This window comes from Solidesulfovibrio sp. C21, assembly GCF_047785625.1.
Taxonomy (GTDB): domain Bacteria; phylum Desulfobacterota; class Desulfovibrionia; order Desulfovibrionales; family Desulfovibrionaceae; genus Solidesulfovibrio.
In genome coordinates this window covers 1-14,015 of the sequence record NZ_JBLODY010000008.1, presented here as the reverse complement: position 1 = coordinate 14,015, position 14,015 = coordinate 1, and the positions used below count along the sequence as shown (strand labels likewise).

15 protein-coding genes are annotated in these 14,015 nt (G+C 65.0%); 10 read left to right on the top strand and 5 right to left on the bottom strand.

Translation table 11 applies throughout. From position 1 onward, the window contains the following. Positions 1 to 147 precede the first annotated feature (147 nt). Positions 148 to 1,968 (bottom strand): SulP family inorganic anion transporter, encoded by a 1,821-nt coding sequence (locus tag ACMZ6R_RS04355; RefSeq protein WP_416109660.1) that lies wholly within the window; start codon positions 1,966 to 1,968, stop codon positions 148 to 150. A 204-nt stretch (positions 1,969 to 2,172) separates the two neighbouring features. Here ACMZ6R_RS04355 and ACMZ6R_RS04350 point away from each other — a divergent pair, with 204 nt between their 5' ends. The 3 genes from ACMZ6R_RS04350 to ACMZ6R_RS04340 all read left to right on the top strand — a co-directional run bounded on the left by ACMZ6R_RS04350 (position 2,173) and on the right by ACMZ6R_RS04340 (position 4,401). Further along, positions 2,173 to 2,832 carry an HAD-IB family phosphatase gene (locus ACMZ6R_RS04350; RefSeq protein ID WP_416109659.1) on the top strand — a complete coding sequence of 220 codons (660 nt, stop codon included), beginning with the start codon at positions 2,173 to 2,175 and terminating at the stop codon, positions 2,830 to 2,832. Then, positions 2,829 to 3,875: an iron-containing alcohol dehydrogenase family protein gene (locus tag ACMZ6R_RS04345; protein WP_416109658.1), complete on the top strand. Its 1,047-nt coding sequence runs from the start codon at positions 2,829 to 2,831 to the stop codon at positions 3,873 to 3,875. Before ACMZ6R_RS04350 ends, ACMZ6R_RS04345 begins: the two co-directional genes overlap by 4 nt. A gap of 151 nt (positions 3,876 to 4,026) precedes the next feature. After that, a complete protein-coding gene (locus ACMZ6R_RS04340) occupies positions 4,027 to 4,401 on the top strand; it encodes a hypothetical protein (RefSeq protein ID WP_416109657.1) in 375 nt (124 codons plus the stop codon). Between the two features lie 11 nt (positions 4,402 to 4,412). Here the strand turns inward: ACMZ6R_RS04340 and ACMZ6R_RS04335 are convergent, their stop codons facing one another. The 3 genes from ACMZ6R_RS04335 to ACMZ6R_RS04325 all read right to left on the bottom strand — a co-directional run bounded on the left by ACMZ6R_RS04335 (position 4,413) and on the right by ACMZ6R_RS04325 (position 7,196). Beyond that, positions 4,413 to 5,390 carry a 2-hydroxyacid dehydrogenase gene (locus tag ACMZ6R_RS04335; protein WP_416109656.1) on the bottom strand — a complete coding sequence of 326 codons (978 nt, stop codon included), beginning with the start codon at positions 5,388 to 5,390 and terminating at the stop codon, positions 4,413 to 4,415. Positions 5,391 to 5,887: 497 nt separating this feature from the next. Then, positions 5,888 to 6,481 (bottom strand): IMP cyclohydrolase, encoded by a 594-nt coding sequence (locus tag ACMZ6R_RS04330; protein WP_416109655.1) that lies wholly within the window; start codon positions 6,479 to 6,481, stop codon positions 5,888 to 5,890. Positions 6,482 to 6,623: 142 nt separating this feature from the next. Beyond that, positions 6,624 to 7,196, bottom strand: coding sequence for a tetratricopeptide repeat protein (locus ACMZ6R_RS04325; protein ID WP_416109654.1), 573 nt, complete (start codon positions 7,194 to 7,196; stop codon positions 6,624 to 6,626). A 386-nt stretch (positions 7,197 to 7,582) separates the two neighbouring features. Here ACMZ6R_RS04325 and flgB point away from each other — a divergent pair, with 386 nt between their 5' ends. The 7 genes from flgB (at position 7,583) to ACMZ6R_RS04290 (ending at position 13,697) form a co-directional block, all read left to right on the top strand. Further along, the gene (flgB, locus tag ACMZ6R_RS04320) at positions 7,583 to 7,993 is read left to right on the top strand and encodes a flagellar basal body rod protein FlgB (RefSeq protein WP_416109653.1); all 411 of its coding nucleotides are present in this window, start codon (positions 7,583 to 7,585) and stop codon (positions 7,991 to 7,993) included. 2 nt (positions 7,994 to 7,995) lie between these two features. Beyond that, positions 7,996 to 8,436 carry a flagellar basal body rod protein FlgC gene (gene flgC / locus ACMZ6R_RS04315; protein ID WP_416109652.1) on the top strand — a complete coding sequence of 147 codons (441 nt, stop codon included), beginning with the start codon at positions 7,996 to 7,998 and terminating at the stop codon, positions 8,434 to 8,436. A 9-nt stretch (positions 8,437 to 8,445) separates the two neighbouring features. Next, on the top strand, positions 8,446 to 8,772 hold the full coding sequence (gene fliE / locus ACMZ6R_RS04310) for a flagellar hook-basal body complex protein FliE (protein WP_416109740.1): 327 nt from the start codon (positions 8,446 to 8,448) through the stop codon (positions 8,770 to 8,772). Between the two features lie 41 nt (positions 8,773 to 8,813). Further along, on the top strand, positions 8,814 to 10,454 hold the full coding sequence (gene fliF, locus ACMZ6R_RS04305) for a flagellar basal-body MS-ring/collar protein FliF (RefSeq protein ID WP_416109651.1): 1,641 nt from the start codon (positions 8,814 to 8,816) through the stop codon (positions 10,452 to 10,454). A gap of 196 nt (positions 10,455 to 10,650) precedes the next feature. Then, positions 10,651 to 11,649, top strand: coding sequence for a flagellar motor switch protein FliG (gene fliG / locus ACMZ6R_RS04300; RefSeq protein ID WP_416109650.1), 999 nt, complete (start codon positions 10,651 to 10,653; stop codon positions 11,647 to 11,649). Next, positions 11,636 to 12,385, top strand: coding sequence for a FliH/SctL family protein (locus ACMZ6R_RS04295; protein WP_416109649.1), 750 nt, complete (start codon positions 11,636 to 11,638; stop codon positions 12,383 to 12,385). Before fliG ends, ACMZ6R_RS04295 begins: the two co-directional genes overlap by 14 nt. Further along, positions 12,372 to 13,697, top strand: coding sequence for a FliI/YscN family ATPase (locus ACMZ6R_RS04290; RefSeq protein WP_416109648.1), 1,326 nt, complete (start codon positions 12,372 to 12,374; stop codon positions 13,695 to 13,697). The genes ACMZ6R_RS04295 and ACMZ6R_RS04290 overlap by 14 nt, the downstream gene beginning before the upstream one ends. 18 nt (positions 13,698 to 13,715) lie before the next feature. Here ACMZ6R_RS04290 and ACMZ6R_RS04285 read toward each other — a convergent pair whose 3' ends face one another. Beyond that, positions 13,716 to 13,937, bottom strand: a complete 222-nt coding sequence (locus ACMZ6R_RS04285) for a hypothetical protein (RefSeq protein WP_416109647.1) — start codon at positions 13,935 to 13,937, stop codon at positions 13,716 to 13,718. Positions 13,938 to 14,015 lie beyond the last annotated feature (78 nt).

The following is a 14,015-nucleotide window of genomic DNA, read 5'->3' as shown; positions in this document are numbered from 1 at the left end:
AAGTGTTCCCCTCTCGCGCTCTCCCCTCCCCAAAATTTTTGCCGGTTACGGCTGTGGGAACGATAACACTCCGTAACCGTTAGAAGTCTTTGGAAAGGGGGTCCGGGGGGAGAACCTTTCTTCAGAAAGGTTTCCCCCCGGTTGCCTTCATCTCTCTTCTCTTCTCTCCTCCTCCTCACCCCCCGGGCGGGCGGCGCACTCGGCGAAGACCCGGGTGTGGCAGCAGGCGCAGCGTTCGGGGTCGAGGCGCGAGATGATGCCGGCGATGGCCGTGGACTTGTCGGGAAAGACATTTCGCGGCCCGATGCGGGCCAGGCAGCCGCCACGCCGCAGCAGCTCCAGCACTTCCGACTTGAGCGAGCAAAAAAAGATCTCCCGTCCCGAGAGCCGCATGGTCCCGGCCTCGTGAAACAGCATGTGGCAGCCGCCGGCATCGATGAAATTGATGCCCGAGCCGAGGATGAGTATGTGGCATTGTTCCGGGCTTTTTTCGGCGATGCGGTGCAATTCCTCGGCGATGTGGTTGACCGCGCCGAAAAAGATCGAGCCGTCCAGGCGCAGGATCTTGAGTTGCGGGCACTCGGGCAGGGGGCGGCGCTGCACGTTTACCAGCGCGCGGTGGGGCGAATCCGGGTCCGGGGCCAGGGTGATGAAGTGGGGATGGCTGGTGCGGCGCAGGTAGAGCAGGAGCGACAGGATCACGCCGGCGTAGATGGCGAATTGCAGCTCCGTGAAAAGCGTGGCCAGAAGCGTGGCCAGAAGCACCCCGGCCTCGCCCTTGTCCGTTTTCACGATGTGGCGGATGGCCGGCACATTGATCAGCCCGGCGGCCACGACCAGGATGACGCCGGCCATGGAGGCGATGGGCAGGGCGGCCGAGAGCGGGGCGATCAAAAGCACGATGGCGGCCAGGAAAACGGCCGAGAACACGGCGGCCAGCGGGGTCTTGGCTCCGGCGTCGAAGTTGACGCCCGTGCGGGTGAACGACCCCGAGGTGGCGTAGGCCGAAAAGAAACTGCCCACGACGTTGGCCAGGCCCTGGCCGATGAATTCCTGGCTGTTGTCGATGTGCTGGTTGGAGCGGGTGGCCACGGCCCGGGCGATGGACACGGCCTCGGCCAGCCCCAGCATGCCGACGGCCACCGCGCCGGGGACCAGGATGCGCAGCGTGTCCAGGTCGAAGCGCGGCAGGGACAAGGGGGGAAGCGAGGCGGGCAGCGCGCCGACAAGCGTCACGCCGTGGGCCGGGCCGTTGATGGCCATGGAGACCAGGCTGCCGATGACCATGGCCAGAAGCAGGGCCGGGGCCTTGGGGTTTAATTTGCGGATGGCCACGGCGCAGAAAAGCGTGGTCACGCCGATGCACAGCACGCGCGGATTGACGTCCGGCAGGTGGCTTATCAGCGCGATCCAGGTGTCCAGGAAGGAGCCTCCCCGGGGCAGGGTCAGGCCGCAGAAATGGCCGAGCTGGCTGGTGGCGATGAGGATGGCCGCCCCGGCCATGAACCCCGTGACCACGGAGTGGGAGACGAAATTGACCACCCCGCCGAGCCGGGCCAGGCCCAGGCCCAGCTTGAAGATGCCGGCGAGCAGTGTCAGCGCCAGCACGAGGTTCAGGTAGTCGGGGCTTCCCGGCGCGGCCAACTGGCTGACGTTGGCGAAGATGACCAGGGAGGCGGTGGTGGTGGGGCCGGAGATGAGGTGGAACGAGGAGCCGAAAAGCGCGGCCACGACCACCGGCACCATGGCCGCGTACAGGCCGTAGACCGGCGGCAGTCCGGCGATGGCGGCAAAGGCCACGCCCTGGGGCAGCACGATCACCGCGCCGGTGATTCCGGCCCACAGGTCGGCGCGCGCCGTGCGGCGGTTGACCAGGGGCCACCAGGACAGAAACGGCAGGAGATGGGGCAGGGCGGCCTTGATCCGGTCGCGGCGGGTTTTGCGGCGGGGAAGTTCGCATTGCTCCATGACGACGTGCTCCGAAAAAGACGATTGCCATGACAATACCCCGGCGTCGGGGCAGGTCAACCCGTGGGCTTTTTGGAACAAGGCCTCGTTTCGTAATTGTCGCTGGCCCGGCGGCCCAAAACGGCATATGCCGGAGAAAACCGAAGTCCGCCGTTGCGATGGCATTGCCGGCGCGCGCGGACTTGATCGCGGGGGAGTTTCGCCATGCCCGATGCCGTGCTGGTCAGCGATTTCGACGGGACCATGACCGCCGACGATTTTTACCGACTGGTCGCGACGCGCCTGTTGCCGCCGGAAGCGCTTGCGCCCTGGGACGAGTACCGGGCCGGTCGGATGACCCATTTCCAGGCGCTCAAAACGATTTTCAGCCGCATCCGCGCGCCCGAGGAAGATGTCCTGGCCGTGGTGGCGGACATGGGGCTCGACCCGGGCCTTGCCGCCTCCCTGGACAAGCTGCGCCGGGGCGGCTTCGAGGTCGTCGTGGCCTCGGCCGGCTGCGACTGGTACATCCGCCGGCTTCTGGCCGGGGCCGGGGTGACCCTCGAGGTGCACGCCAACCCCGGGACCTACCGGCCGGGCGGGCCGCTGGTCATGGACGCGCCGCCGGCCTCGCCCCTGACCTGCCCGGAGACGGGCGTGGACAAGGCGGCGGTGGTGCGCGACGCGGCCTTACGGGCGTCGGTGGTGGCCTTTGCCGGGGACGGGTTCGCCGATCTGCCGGCGGCGCTGCTCGTGCCGCGGGAACGGCGTTTCGCCCGGGCCGATCTGGCCCAGGCGCTTGCGGCGCGCGGCGAGGGGTTCCGGACGTTTTCGGTCTGGTCGGACATCGCGGAGGCGCTTTTGGCCGGGGAGGCGGGGGCATGAAGACGATTTCCGTGCCGGGGCTCGTGCGCATCAAGCCCGGGGCGATCGCCCGCCTTGGCGTGTATCTCCGCCGGGCCGGGCACAGGCGGGTGCTGGTTTTGGTGAGCACGGGGCTGCCGGAGGCCATCGGCCGGGCGGCCCGGGCCGGTATGGCCGGCGAAGGGGTGGAGGTCGCGCACTGGGAGGAAGCGGCGGACAACCGCTTCGAGGACGCGGCCGCCGGCTTCGCCGCGCTGCCCAAAAAGATCGCGGCCGTGGTCGGCATCGGCGGCGGCAAGGCCCTGGACATGGCCAAGTACCTGGCCTTTCTGGCCAGGCTTCCCTACTACGCCGTGCCCACCTCGCTTTCCAACGACGGCTTTTGCAGTCCCCAGTCGAGCCTGACCATGGGCGGCAAGCGCCGGTCCCTGGCCGCGGCCCTGCCCCAGGGCGTGGTCATCGACGTGACGGTGTGCCTGTCCGCGCCGAAAATCCTGTGGCTTTCCGGGGTGGGCGACCTGGCTTCCAAGCTCACCGCCGTGTTCGACTGGAAGCTGGCCTTCCACCACCGGGGCGAGCCGGTGGACGATCTGGCCGCGCTTTTGTCCGACGCCACGGTGCACCAGTTCATGGACAGCCCGCGCTTCGACGAGCCCAGCCTGGCATTGCTCGGCACGGCGCTGATGCTTAACGGCATTGCCATGGAGATGTGCGGCTCCTCGCGCCCGGCCAGCGGCTCCGAGCACCTCATCTCCCACGCCCTGGACGCGACCGCGGCCCGGCCCCGGTTCCACGGCCTGCAAGTGGGCACGGCCGGCTACATCGTCAGCCGGCTTCAGGGCGGACAGCAGACCGACACCCTGGCCCGGCTCTTCACCGAAACGGGCTTTTTCGACGCCATCCGGGCCGATCCCTTTTCCCGGTCGGAATGGATCACGGCGGTGCGGCTGGCGCCGGCCGTCAAAGACGATTTTTTTACGGTGCTTTCGCTGCGGGACTGCCTGACCGAGGTGCTGCAAGCCATCGACCACGATCCGCTTCTGGCGGGATGCTTCACGGACTGACGGAATTCCGACGCCCCTTGCCAGGACGGCCTGGGTGCGTATATGAAATGAAGACCTCTCCAAGGATGGAGCCGGTTCCCGACGCCCGGGACCGCGAGGGCAGGCACGCTCGTGTCCCTGTCGCGGCGTGCCGCCACGCCCGGAGACCCCCATGGCCGCCATCCAAGCCGTCGCCAGCGCCAGTTCGGCCTACCAGCGGGAAGCCACGCGCCTTGTCGCGTCCACGCCCCAGGTCGGCGGCAAGGTTATCAACCGCGAAGCCACGGTTTCCTTCGGTCCGTTTCGCGTCAGCTACGCGGCCACGGACTACGAATTCGACCTGACCGGGGCCACGGCCCAGACGTCGTTCGCCGACGCCCTGGACGCGGCCGCGACAACCGCCCGGCTGGCCGATACGCCAAGTCAATCCGATGCAAGCTTCGGGCCGACGAACGCCATAAGCCGCCGTCTGGCCCTGGCCGGCTACCAGGCCGCCGCCAATGCGCCGCAGACGTCCGGCGCGAGCATGTTTTCCGCCACGGCCTAAGAAAACCCGCCTCAGATCCGGTGCAGCTCCGGGCGCATACGCCCGGTGATCGCCTCGCCGCGCAGATAGCGCCCGATGTTGGCAAAGGCCGCTTCGTAGCTCAGGCGCGGCCATTCGGCCACGTCGAAGGAGTTGTGCGGGCTGGCCAGCAGGTTCGGCAGCGTCAGCAGGGGATATTCCACCTCGAAGCGGCCGTGGCGAAGCGGCTCCACCCACCAGGACTCAATGCCGGCCCGAAACGCCGGATGGTCGCGCAAGTGCTCGTAGAGGGCCTTCTGGTCGAGGATTTCGCCCCTGGCCACGTTGACCAGAATGGCGTCCGGGGCAAGCAGGGCCAGCTCCCGCGCGCCGATCATCTCGTGGGTCAGCCGGGAATAGGGCAGGGTGAGCACCACCACCTGGGCGTCTTTCAGAATCGCTTGCAGGTTGTCGCGGGTGCCGACGTAGGCCACGGGCTCGTCGGTCCTGCCCGAGGTGTTCAGCGCGTAAATTTCCATGCCCAAGGCGGCAAGCAGCCTGGCCACGGCCTTGCCCGCGCCGCCGAATCCGAGCACGGCCGCTTTTTTGCCGGACAAAAGCAGGTTGGGGACCATCTGGTTGAACTCCCCGCGCCGCATGGCCGCGTCCTCCTCGCGCAAACGCTTGGCCAGGCACAGCACCATGGCCAGGGCGTGCTCGGCCATGGGCCGGGCAAAGGCCCCGGAATTGCCGGCCACGGTCACGCCTTCCGGAATCCTGTCGAACGGCAGGTCGTCGAGACCGGCCGAAAGGATCTGGAGCAACTGGCCCGGGTGCATGGCGGCCAGGGCGGTCCCCATTTCCTTGAAGGGCTTAAACGACAGCACCACCTTGGCGCTGGCCACGGCGGCGGCCCGGTCGGCCTCGGGCACGTCGGCAAAATCCCTGTAGCCGCCGTACGGGGCGGCCATTTCGTCCAGGAGCGGGCGGTTGGCGCGGGGACTGGTCAGGGTCACCAGGATGTCGGCCATGAAAACGTCTCCTTCCCCCGCAGCAGAAAACGACAGCCAGGGCGGGGGAAAAGGAGCTGGCCGGGGCGCGCGCCGAAGGGCGGCTCCGGTCGATTATCACAGGAACGAAGTCGGGAAAAGTCTTCCCCGCCACGGCCCAGGCCACGCGGCCCATGGGTGACAGCGGAGCGGTCGCGGTGCGAAACGACGGGCGTGTGCCTTTTGTCAGATGAAAAAAGAGATTGCGGCCGACGAGGCCGGCGGCGACTTCGGCCGCGCCGTCCATCCGGAGCGGTTGCGGTCCTTTTCGCAGTGAGGTTCCGGCCTTACGGCCGGCGATATGCGGGAAGTCATTCTTGGCTCGGTAGGCCTTTGCCCCCTTGTCCTTGTCTCCCTCCCAACAGGTTGCAAATTTTTAAATTCGTCCCCTGTTGAAAGTTTTTGAAGGGGGTCCAGGGGGAAACTTTTTTCAAAAAGTTTCCCCCTGGCCGCCGGAGGCATAATCCTCTTCCCTCACCTTATGCGTCTTGCAAATACGCGGCGATGGCGGTGTCGTAGGCGCTGGTCTTGGCGAAGGTGGCGGCGGCGGTTTTCTGGCGCAGGGGCAAGGGGGCGGCCATGGCGTTTTGGGCCAGGGTATCCATGACCTCGGGGTAGAAGGCCGGATCGGGCACCACCAGGATGCTGGAGAAGTTTTTGGCCGAGGCCCGAAGCAGGGTGGGGCCGCCGATGTCGATCTGTTCGACCATTTCGGGCAGGGGCAGGCCTTTTTCGAGGGCCTTTTCGAAGGCGTAGAGGTTGACCACCACCATATCGAAGGGGGCGATGCCGTGCTTTGCCAGGGTGGCCAGGTGTTCGGGGTTGTCCTTGTCGGCCAGGATGCCGCCGTGGATATGGGGGTGCAGGGTCTTGACGCGGCCGCCCAGGATTTCCGGAAATCCCGTCACGTCGCTGACGGCAGTGACGGGCAGGCCCGCTTCCATGAGCAGTTTGCGGGTGCCGCCGGTGGAGACGAGTTCGACTCCGGCGGCGCTTAAAAACCGGGCCAGTCCGGGCAGGCCGGATTTGTCCGTGACGCTTAAAAGCGCCCGTTTGACAGGCAGAAGTTCCATGGCGACCTCGCGGATGTTTTTCGCGGGGTGCCACACTCGCCCGGCCTTGGCAAGCCTGGGGACCGACCGGACCGCCCGGTCGTGGCGCATTTACCACGGCCGGGCGGCACGAAGGGGAGAAATCTGCCGGAAGGCGCTGGACTCAGGCGGCGATGCGCTTGAGTTCTTCGGCCAGGTCCCGGGCGGCGGCGTAGCGGGGGTCCTGGGTCAGGATGGTCTCGAGTTCGGCGCCGGCCTCGGCGTGGCGGCCAAGGCTCACCAGGCAGCCGGCCAGGGTGAAGCGCACGTCGTGCTTGGCCGGGTCGATGGCGAGGTAGTCCCGCAGGTAGGGCAGGGTTTCCTCGATGCGGTTCTCGGCGTGTCCCAGGCGCACCATGCCGAAGATGGCGACCAGGTTTTCCGGATTCTTGGCCAGGGCTCCCTTGAAGTGGGTGAAGGCCTCGGCCGGCTCGCCGCGTTCCATTTCGATGAGCGCCATGCCGGAAAGGGCCCGGTCGTCGGGCTCGATGGTGGAGGCCTTGCGGTAGAGCGTCATGGCCTGATCGAGCTCGCCGCGCTGTACGGCGATGGTGGCCAGCCCCAGATACGGATCGGGATGGACGCCGTTATTGGTCATGGCCTTGGAGTAGTATTCTTCGGCCTTGTCCAGGTCGCCCATGAAAAGATAGCACTCGCCGAGTTCCTTGTTGATTTCGTAGTCCAACTGCCCGCTCATGACGTCCCCTCCGTAGTCGACGCCCGCGTCTCAGGTCGCGTGCGCGTCGTCGGGTTGGCGCGCTTCCCTGCGCCGTGTTTTTTCGCGTCTTTCTTTTTTTACGGCTTGTGGCCGATGCCGGCAGCGCGTTCTGCCGGGCACGAGGGGTTAAGCAATCCGCGTGCCAGTGCCGGAAACAAAGGCCTGGCCGGAAAAATCCCGCTTTCGGAGAGGGGAGTTAGGCATGGCGCGCATATTTTTTTGAGAAAGTAAAACGCGACGGTCCGGTAAAAAATTCCCAGCTCCGGGCCGGGCGGCTGTCCCGATGGAACGCTTTTTGCCCAGTAGTCCCCCGAAAGCGATCGGCCGACGCACGGCGCGGCCACGGCAAAGCGAGGAAAAAGTCCATGAAATCAGTATTTCCCACAAATACGGACCTGCTCGGCAAGGTCATGGACCTGCGTCTGGAGCGTCAGAATGTCGTCATGTCCAACCTGGCCAACCAGGACGTGCCCGCCTACAAGGCGCACCGGCTGGAATTCGAACACGAGCTGCAATCCGCGCTCGGCCTCGAGACACAGGGCAAGCTGACGCGCACCGGCTCCAAGCATCTGTCCCAGGAGTTTTCCCCGGCCACTTTCGAGGGAAACATCGAGATGGGCTGGAAACCGCGCGTCGTGGCGGGCCTGGACAGCGTGAACATGGACAAGGAAATGTCGATCATGGCCAAGAACACGCTCATGTACAACGCCCTGACCGAGATCACCAAGAAGGGCTTCGAAGGCATGCAAAAGGTCATCGCCGAGGGAGGTAAGTAGACATGGACCTCTTTACCGCCATGGACATCGGGTCCTCGGGCATGTCCGCCCAGCGCACCCTGATGAACACCATCTCCATGAACCTGGCCAACATCCGGACCACCCGCACGGTCAACGGCGGCGGCCCCTATGTGCGCAAGTCCGTGATGCTCGAATCCACCCCCATCGATTCGCCTTTCTCCGACGCCATGAAGACCGCCCAGGACCGCGAGCTGGCCGGGGTCAAGGTCACGGGGCTCGTCAACGACAACCGCCCCTTCCGCATGCAGTACGAGCCGGGCCACCCCGACGCCAACGCCGAAGGCTACGTGGCCTACCCCGACATCAACGTGGTCGAGGAGATGGCCAACATGATCACGGCCATGCGCAGCTACGAAGCGTCGAGCTCGTCGATCGGCACCGTCAAGACCATGTTCAGCAAAGCCCTGGAAATCGGGCGATAACGGAGGCGCATCATGATTTCTCCCCTGGCGCTTAATGCCTACAAGACCGCTTTGTCCCAGACCGGGGCCATCGACGCCACGGTTTCCAAGTCCCTGACCAAGCCGGCCGCGCCGGCCGGGGGCTTCGGCCAGACGCTCACGGACTCGCTGACGACCGTCAACAATATGCAAAACGAGAAGGACGACATGGTCGAAGCCTTTGCCGCCGGCAAGAGCCAGAACGTGCACGAGTTGATGATCAATCTGCAAAAGGCCGGCATGGCCATGCAGATGACCACGGCGGTGCGGGGCAAAGTGCTCGAGGCCTACAAAGAACTGGTGAAGATGCAGTTCTAGGGACCCCGTTTCGATAACAGACGCGCTCCGGGAGAAACGCCATGCCTCCTTTCTTCAAGCAGAGTTTTGAAAAGCTCATCCAGTACTGGTCCAACCGTACCGCCACCCAGCGCTTGCTGCTTGGGGGACTGGCCGCTTCCACAATCGTCGCCTTCCTGGTCATGACCTATTTCCTCAACCAGCCGGAGATGCGCGTGCTCTACACCAGGCTGGCCCCGGAGGACGCGGCCCGGGTGGTGGAGCAGCTCAAGGCGTCCAAGACGCCCTACGAGCTGCGCGACAATGGCGCCACCATCATGGTCCCGGCCGAGTCGGTCTACGAGCAGCGCCTGAAAATCGCCGGTGAAGGCATCATGCACGGCCAGGGCGTCGGCTTCGAACTGTTCGACCAGCTCAAGGTCGGCCAGACCGATTTTGTCCAGCGCATCAATTACACCCGGGCCCTGCAAGGCGAGCTGGCCCGCACCATCACCGAATTTCCCCAGGTGGAAAAAGCCCGCGTCCATCTGGTGCTGCCCCAGAAGAGCCTTTTTATCGAGGAACAGAAGCAGGCCTCGGCCTCGGTGGTCCTGACCCTCAAGCGTGGCCAAAAACTTGACGCCAAGCAGCTCCAGGGCATCGTCAATCTGGTGTCCATGGCCGTGGAAGGCCTTACCCCCGAGCACATCACCATCACCGACACCACGGGCCAGTCCCTGTACCAGCCCCGCGGCGATTCGGGCCTGGGCGGCATGTCCACCAGCCAGTTCGAATTCAAGAACACCTACGAATCCAATCTCGAAAACCGCATCGAGCAGCTGCTGACCCCCATCGTCGGCCCCGGCCGGTCCATCGTCAAAGCCAACGCGGACCTTGATTTCAGCCAGCGCACCATCCGCAAGGAACTCTACGACCCCAACGTCACCGTGGTGCGCAGCGAGCAGAAAAGCGAGGAGAACACCTCCGGCACGGCGGCCGTGGACGCCTCCGGCCAGACCGTGACCCCGCGCGGCGGCGGCGCGGCCGTGCCCAACAACAATTTTCAGGGCTCGGGCTATTCCGGCACCCAGTCCAACCAGAAATCCAGCCGCCAGAACAGCACCACCAACTTCGAGATCAACAAGGAAGAGCAAAACGTCGTCACCCCGGTCGGCGACTTGAAGCGCCAGTCCATCGCGGTTATCGTGGACGGGACCTACGTAAAGGACAAGGATAAGGAGACCTACACCTTCGTGCCCAGAAAGGCCGAGGAACTCGAGCGCATCAAGCAGGTGGTGGCCCGGGCGGCCGGCCTCGACCCCTCGCGCGGGGACGAGATCCAGGTGTCGAGTTTCGAGTTCGGCGCCCCGGACGGCTCGGACCAGCCGAGTCTGGTCCAGACCATGCTGGAATACGCCCAGCGGCTGGGCAAGCCTTTCTTAAACGGCCTGCTGCTCTTCCTCTTCCTGATCCTGGTGGTGCGGCCGGTGGTCCTGGCGCTCATTCGCCCCCGGGTCACGGAAGAGGAGATCGAGACCCTCGAACGGCTGCCCGAAGGCGAGGCGCGGCTGGCCCTGGCCGAACCCGAGGAAGACGAGGGCTTGGGCATGCTCGAGGGCGGCAAGGAATTCGAGCTGGCCAAGAACCTGGCCATGCAACTGTTCGAGGAAAACATGGAGCAGTCCATGACGCTGCTCAAATCCTGGCTCAAGCAAGAGGCTTAGGATGGTATTGGAGAAGAACGTGCGAGAGGGGAAACCCTTTGTAAAGGGCCGTAGCCCCTCTCGCGCTCTCCCTTTCCTCAACTTCTTACCTGAAATTGCGTAACTGATACTTCGCTATTATTAAAAGTCTTTGGAAAGGGGGACCGGGGGGAAACCTTTCTCCAGAAAGGTTTCCCCCCGGAAGATCACCTCGGAGATGGCCACTATGACCGGACCGCAGAAAACCGCCGTCTTGTGCCTGGCGCTTGGCGAAAAGTTCACCGGCGAGGTGTTCAAACGCCTGGAGCGCAAGGAGATCGCCCGTATCTCCAAGGCCATGATGGAGATGGAGACCGTGCCCAGGGAGCAGGTCGAGGAGGTGGTCCGGGAATTCAACGAGACCATGCAGGTCGGCAAGGACATGGTCACGGGCGGCCCCGAACAGGTGCGCCGCATGCTGACCAAGACCCTGGACGCGGACACGGCCAAGTACATCATGGAGACCCTGGAGCTCGACACCGGGCCCACGCCCTTCCAGGAGTTGGTCAACGTCTCCCCGCGCATCCTGGCCCAGATTTTGCGCAACGAACATCCGCAGACCCTGGCGCTCATCCTCGGCCACCTGCATCCCGATCAGGCGGCCGAACTGCTTCAGAACCTGCCGTCCGGGGTGCGGGCCGAAGTGCTCATGCGCCTTTCCAAGCTCGAGGCCGTGGCCGAGGACATGCTGGTCGAGGTGGACAAGGTGCTGCAAAACCAGCTCATCGCCATGGGCGGCAAGGAAGGCAAGAAGGTCGGCGGCATTACGGCCGTGGCCGAAATTTTAAACGCCGTGGACCGCGCCACCGAGGAAGAGGTCCTCTCCGAGATCGAGGAAGAGTCCGCCCAGATGGCCGAGGACATCAGAAACCTCATGTTCGTGTTCGAGGACATCAAGGGCCTCGACGACCGGGCCATCCGCGAACTCTTGAAGGAAGTCTCCAACGAGGAACTGACCCAGGCCCTCAAGGGCGCTTCCGAGGAGCTGCGCGACAAGTTCTTCAAGAACCTCTCCGAGCGCGCCGCCACCATGATCCAGGAAGACCTGGAAATCATGGGCCCCATCCGGCTGGCCGAGGTGGAGGCCGCCCAGCAAAACGTGGTCAAGACCGTGCGGCGTCTGGAAGTCGAGGGCAAGATCGCCATCGGCCGCGGAGGCGGGGATGTCTTTATCTGACGGCGACGCCTTGGGCGTGATGACCGGTCGGGTGATCCTCGGCCCGGGCACCGACGGCGGCGAGGCCGAGACGACCGTCTCGGAGATGGAGTCGCGCCGTTCGCCCATGCATTTCGAGGAGGTCGAGGCCCAGTTCTGGGAGCGGGTGCGGGCCAAGGCCAAGGCCAAGGCGTCGGCCATCATCGCCGAGGCCATGGCCGAGGGCGAACGCCTGAAGGCCAAGGCCCAGGAAGAGGGCTATGCCGCGGGCGTGGCCGCCGCCGGCGGGCAGATCCAGGCCGAGTTGGCCCAGATGTCCACATCCCTTGGCTCCATGCTGGAGTCCCTGACCGCCGAGCGGGGCAAGCTGTGGACGGCGCACCGCCAGGAATTCATCAGCCTTTTGCGCCTGGCCGTGGAGCGCACCACCATGGCCGCCATCGACGCCCGGCGGGAAGAGATTCTCGGCAATCTTTTCAATGAATCCCTGGAACTCATGGATGCCAAGGCCAGCCTCACCGTGGTCGCCCATCCCGACGACGAACCGCTGGTGCGCGAGCTCATCGCCCGGGCGGCCCAGGAACGCGGTGGGCTCGACAAGGTCCTGGTGCGCACGGACCCCCAGCTTATTCCCGGCAGCCTGATTCTCGAGAGCCCGGACGGGCTGGTGGACAACTCCATCGCCAGCCGGTTTTCCGAGGTGGAAAAGATTTTCGACCAGCTTGCCGCTTCGGGAGACGACGGTGCCGGCGCTTGACGCCTCCGGGGCCATAGCCTTTCTGGAGCAACTCCGGCCGGCGCACACCTTCGGCAAGGTGTCCAAGGTGGTGGGGCTTATCGCCGAGGGCCGGGGGATTCGCGCCCCGGTCGGGTCGGTCTGCCAGCTTTTATCCGATGGCGGCGGCGGCGGAGAGGTGCGCGAGGTGCCGGCCGAGGTGGTGGGGTTTCGCGACGGGGCCTGCCTGTTCATGCCCTACGGCGACCTGCGCGGCATCGCGCCGGGAACGCTTATCCGCAACACCAGCACGCCGCCGCTTTTCCCGGTGGGCCGGCGCTATCTCGGCCGGGTCATCGACGCCTTCGGCACCCCCATCGACGACGGCGAACCCATATTCCCCGCGCGGTTCAATCCCATCTTCGCTCCCGCGCCCATGCCCATGGACCGCCCGCGCATAAACGAGCCCATGGATGTGGGCGTGCGGGCCATAAACGGGCTTCTCACCCTCGGCAAGGGCCAGCGCGTGGGCATCATGGCCGGCTCCGGCGTCGGAAAATCGACGCTTATGGGCATGATCGCCCGCAACACCAAGGCCGACATCAACGTCATCGGGCTGGTGGGCGAACGCGGCCGGGAACTGCGGGAATTTATCGAAAAAGACCTTGGGCCCGAGGGCATGGCCCGCTCGGTGGTGGTGGTGGCCACCTCGGACCAGAGTCCGCTTATTCGCATGCGCGCCGCCTACGCGGCCACGGCCATGGCTGAATTTTTCAGGGACCAGGGAAACGACGTCATCCTCATGATGGATTCCGTCACCCGTTTCGCCATGGCCGGCCGGGAAGTGGGCCTGGCCGCCGGCGAGCCGCCGACCACGCGCGGCTACACGCCCTCGGTGTTCGCCCAGCTGCCCAAGCTCCTGGAGCGGGCCGGCAAGAACGGCAAGGGCAGCATTACCGGCATTTATACCGTGCTCGTGGACGGCGACGACTTCAACGAACCCATCGCCGACGCCGTGCGCTCCATCCTCGACGGCCACATCGTGCTGACGCGCGACCTGGCCGACCAGGGGCATTTCCCGGCCATCGACGTGCTCAAGTCCATCAGCCGTCTGCGCTCGGACGTGACGCCCAAGGAGGCGCTGACCGCCGGCCGGGAGATGATCCGACTGCTCGCCACCTACCGGCGGGTGGAGGACATGGTCAATATCGGGGCCTACGCCCGGGGGGCCAACCCCGAAATCGACCGGGCCATCGACATGATCGGCCCCATCAACGGCTTCTTGCGCCAGGCCGTGGACGAAAGTCAGACGCTTGACGAGAGCTTTCAGGCCATCCTGGCGCTCATGAAATAATAGGCCCCGGGCGCACGCTTAGCTCGTCTTGCCGTTCGATCCGGAGACCGCCGAAATCTTGGCTTCGATGCGCTCGAGCAACAGGTTCTGGCGTTCCATGAGCTCCATGGCCCGGTTGATCTTCCAGTACCAGCACACGATTTCCCGACAGACCAGGAAGATGAGCGCCAAAATGGCCAGGGTGATCAGAAACGAGATCAACCCGCCGCCGTACGTGCCGTATTCGTAGAATCCGTGCATTTTTTTCTCCTTTGAGGGTGAGAGCCGGGGGGAAACCTTTCTGAAGAAAGGTTTCCCCCCGGACCCCCTTTCCAAAGA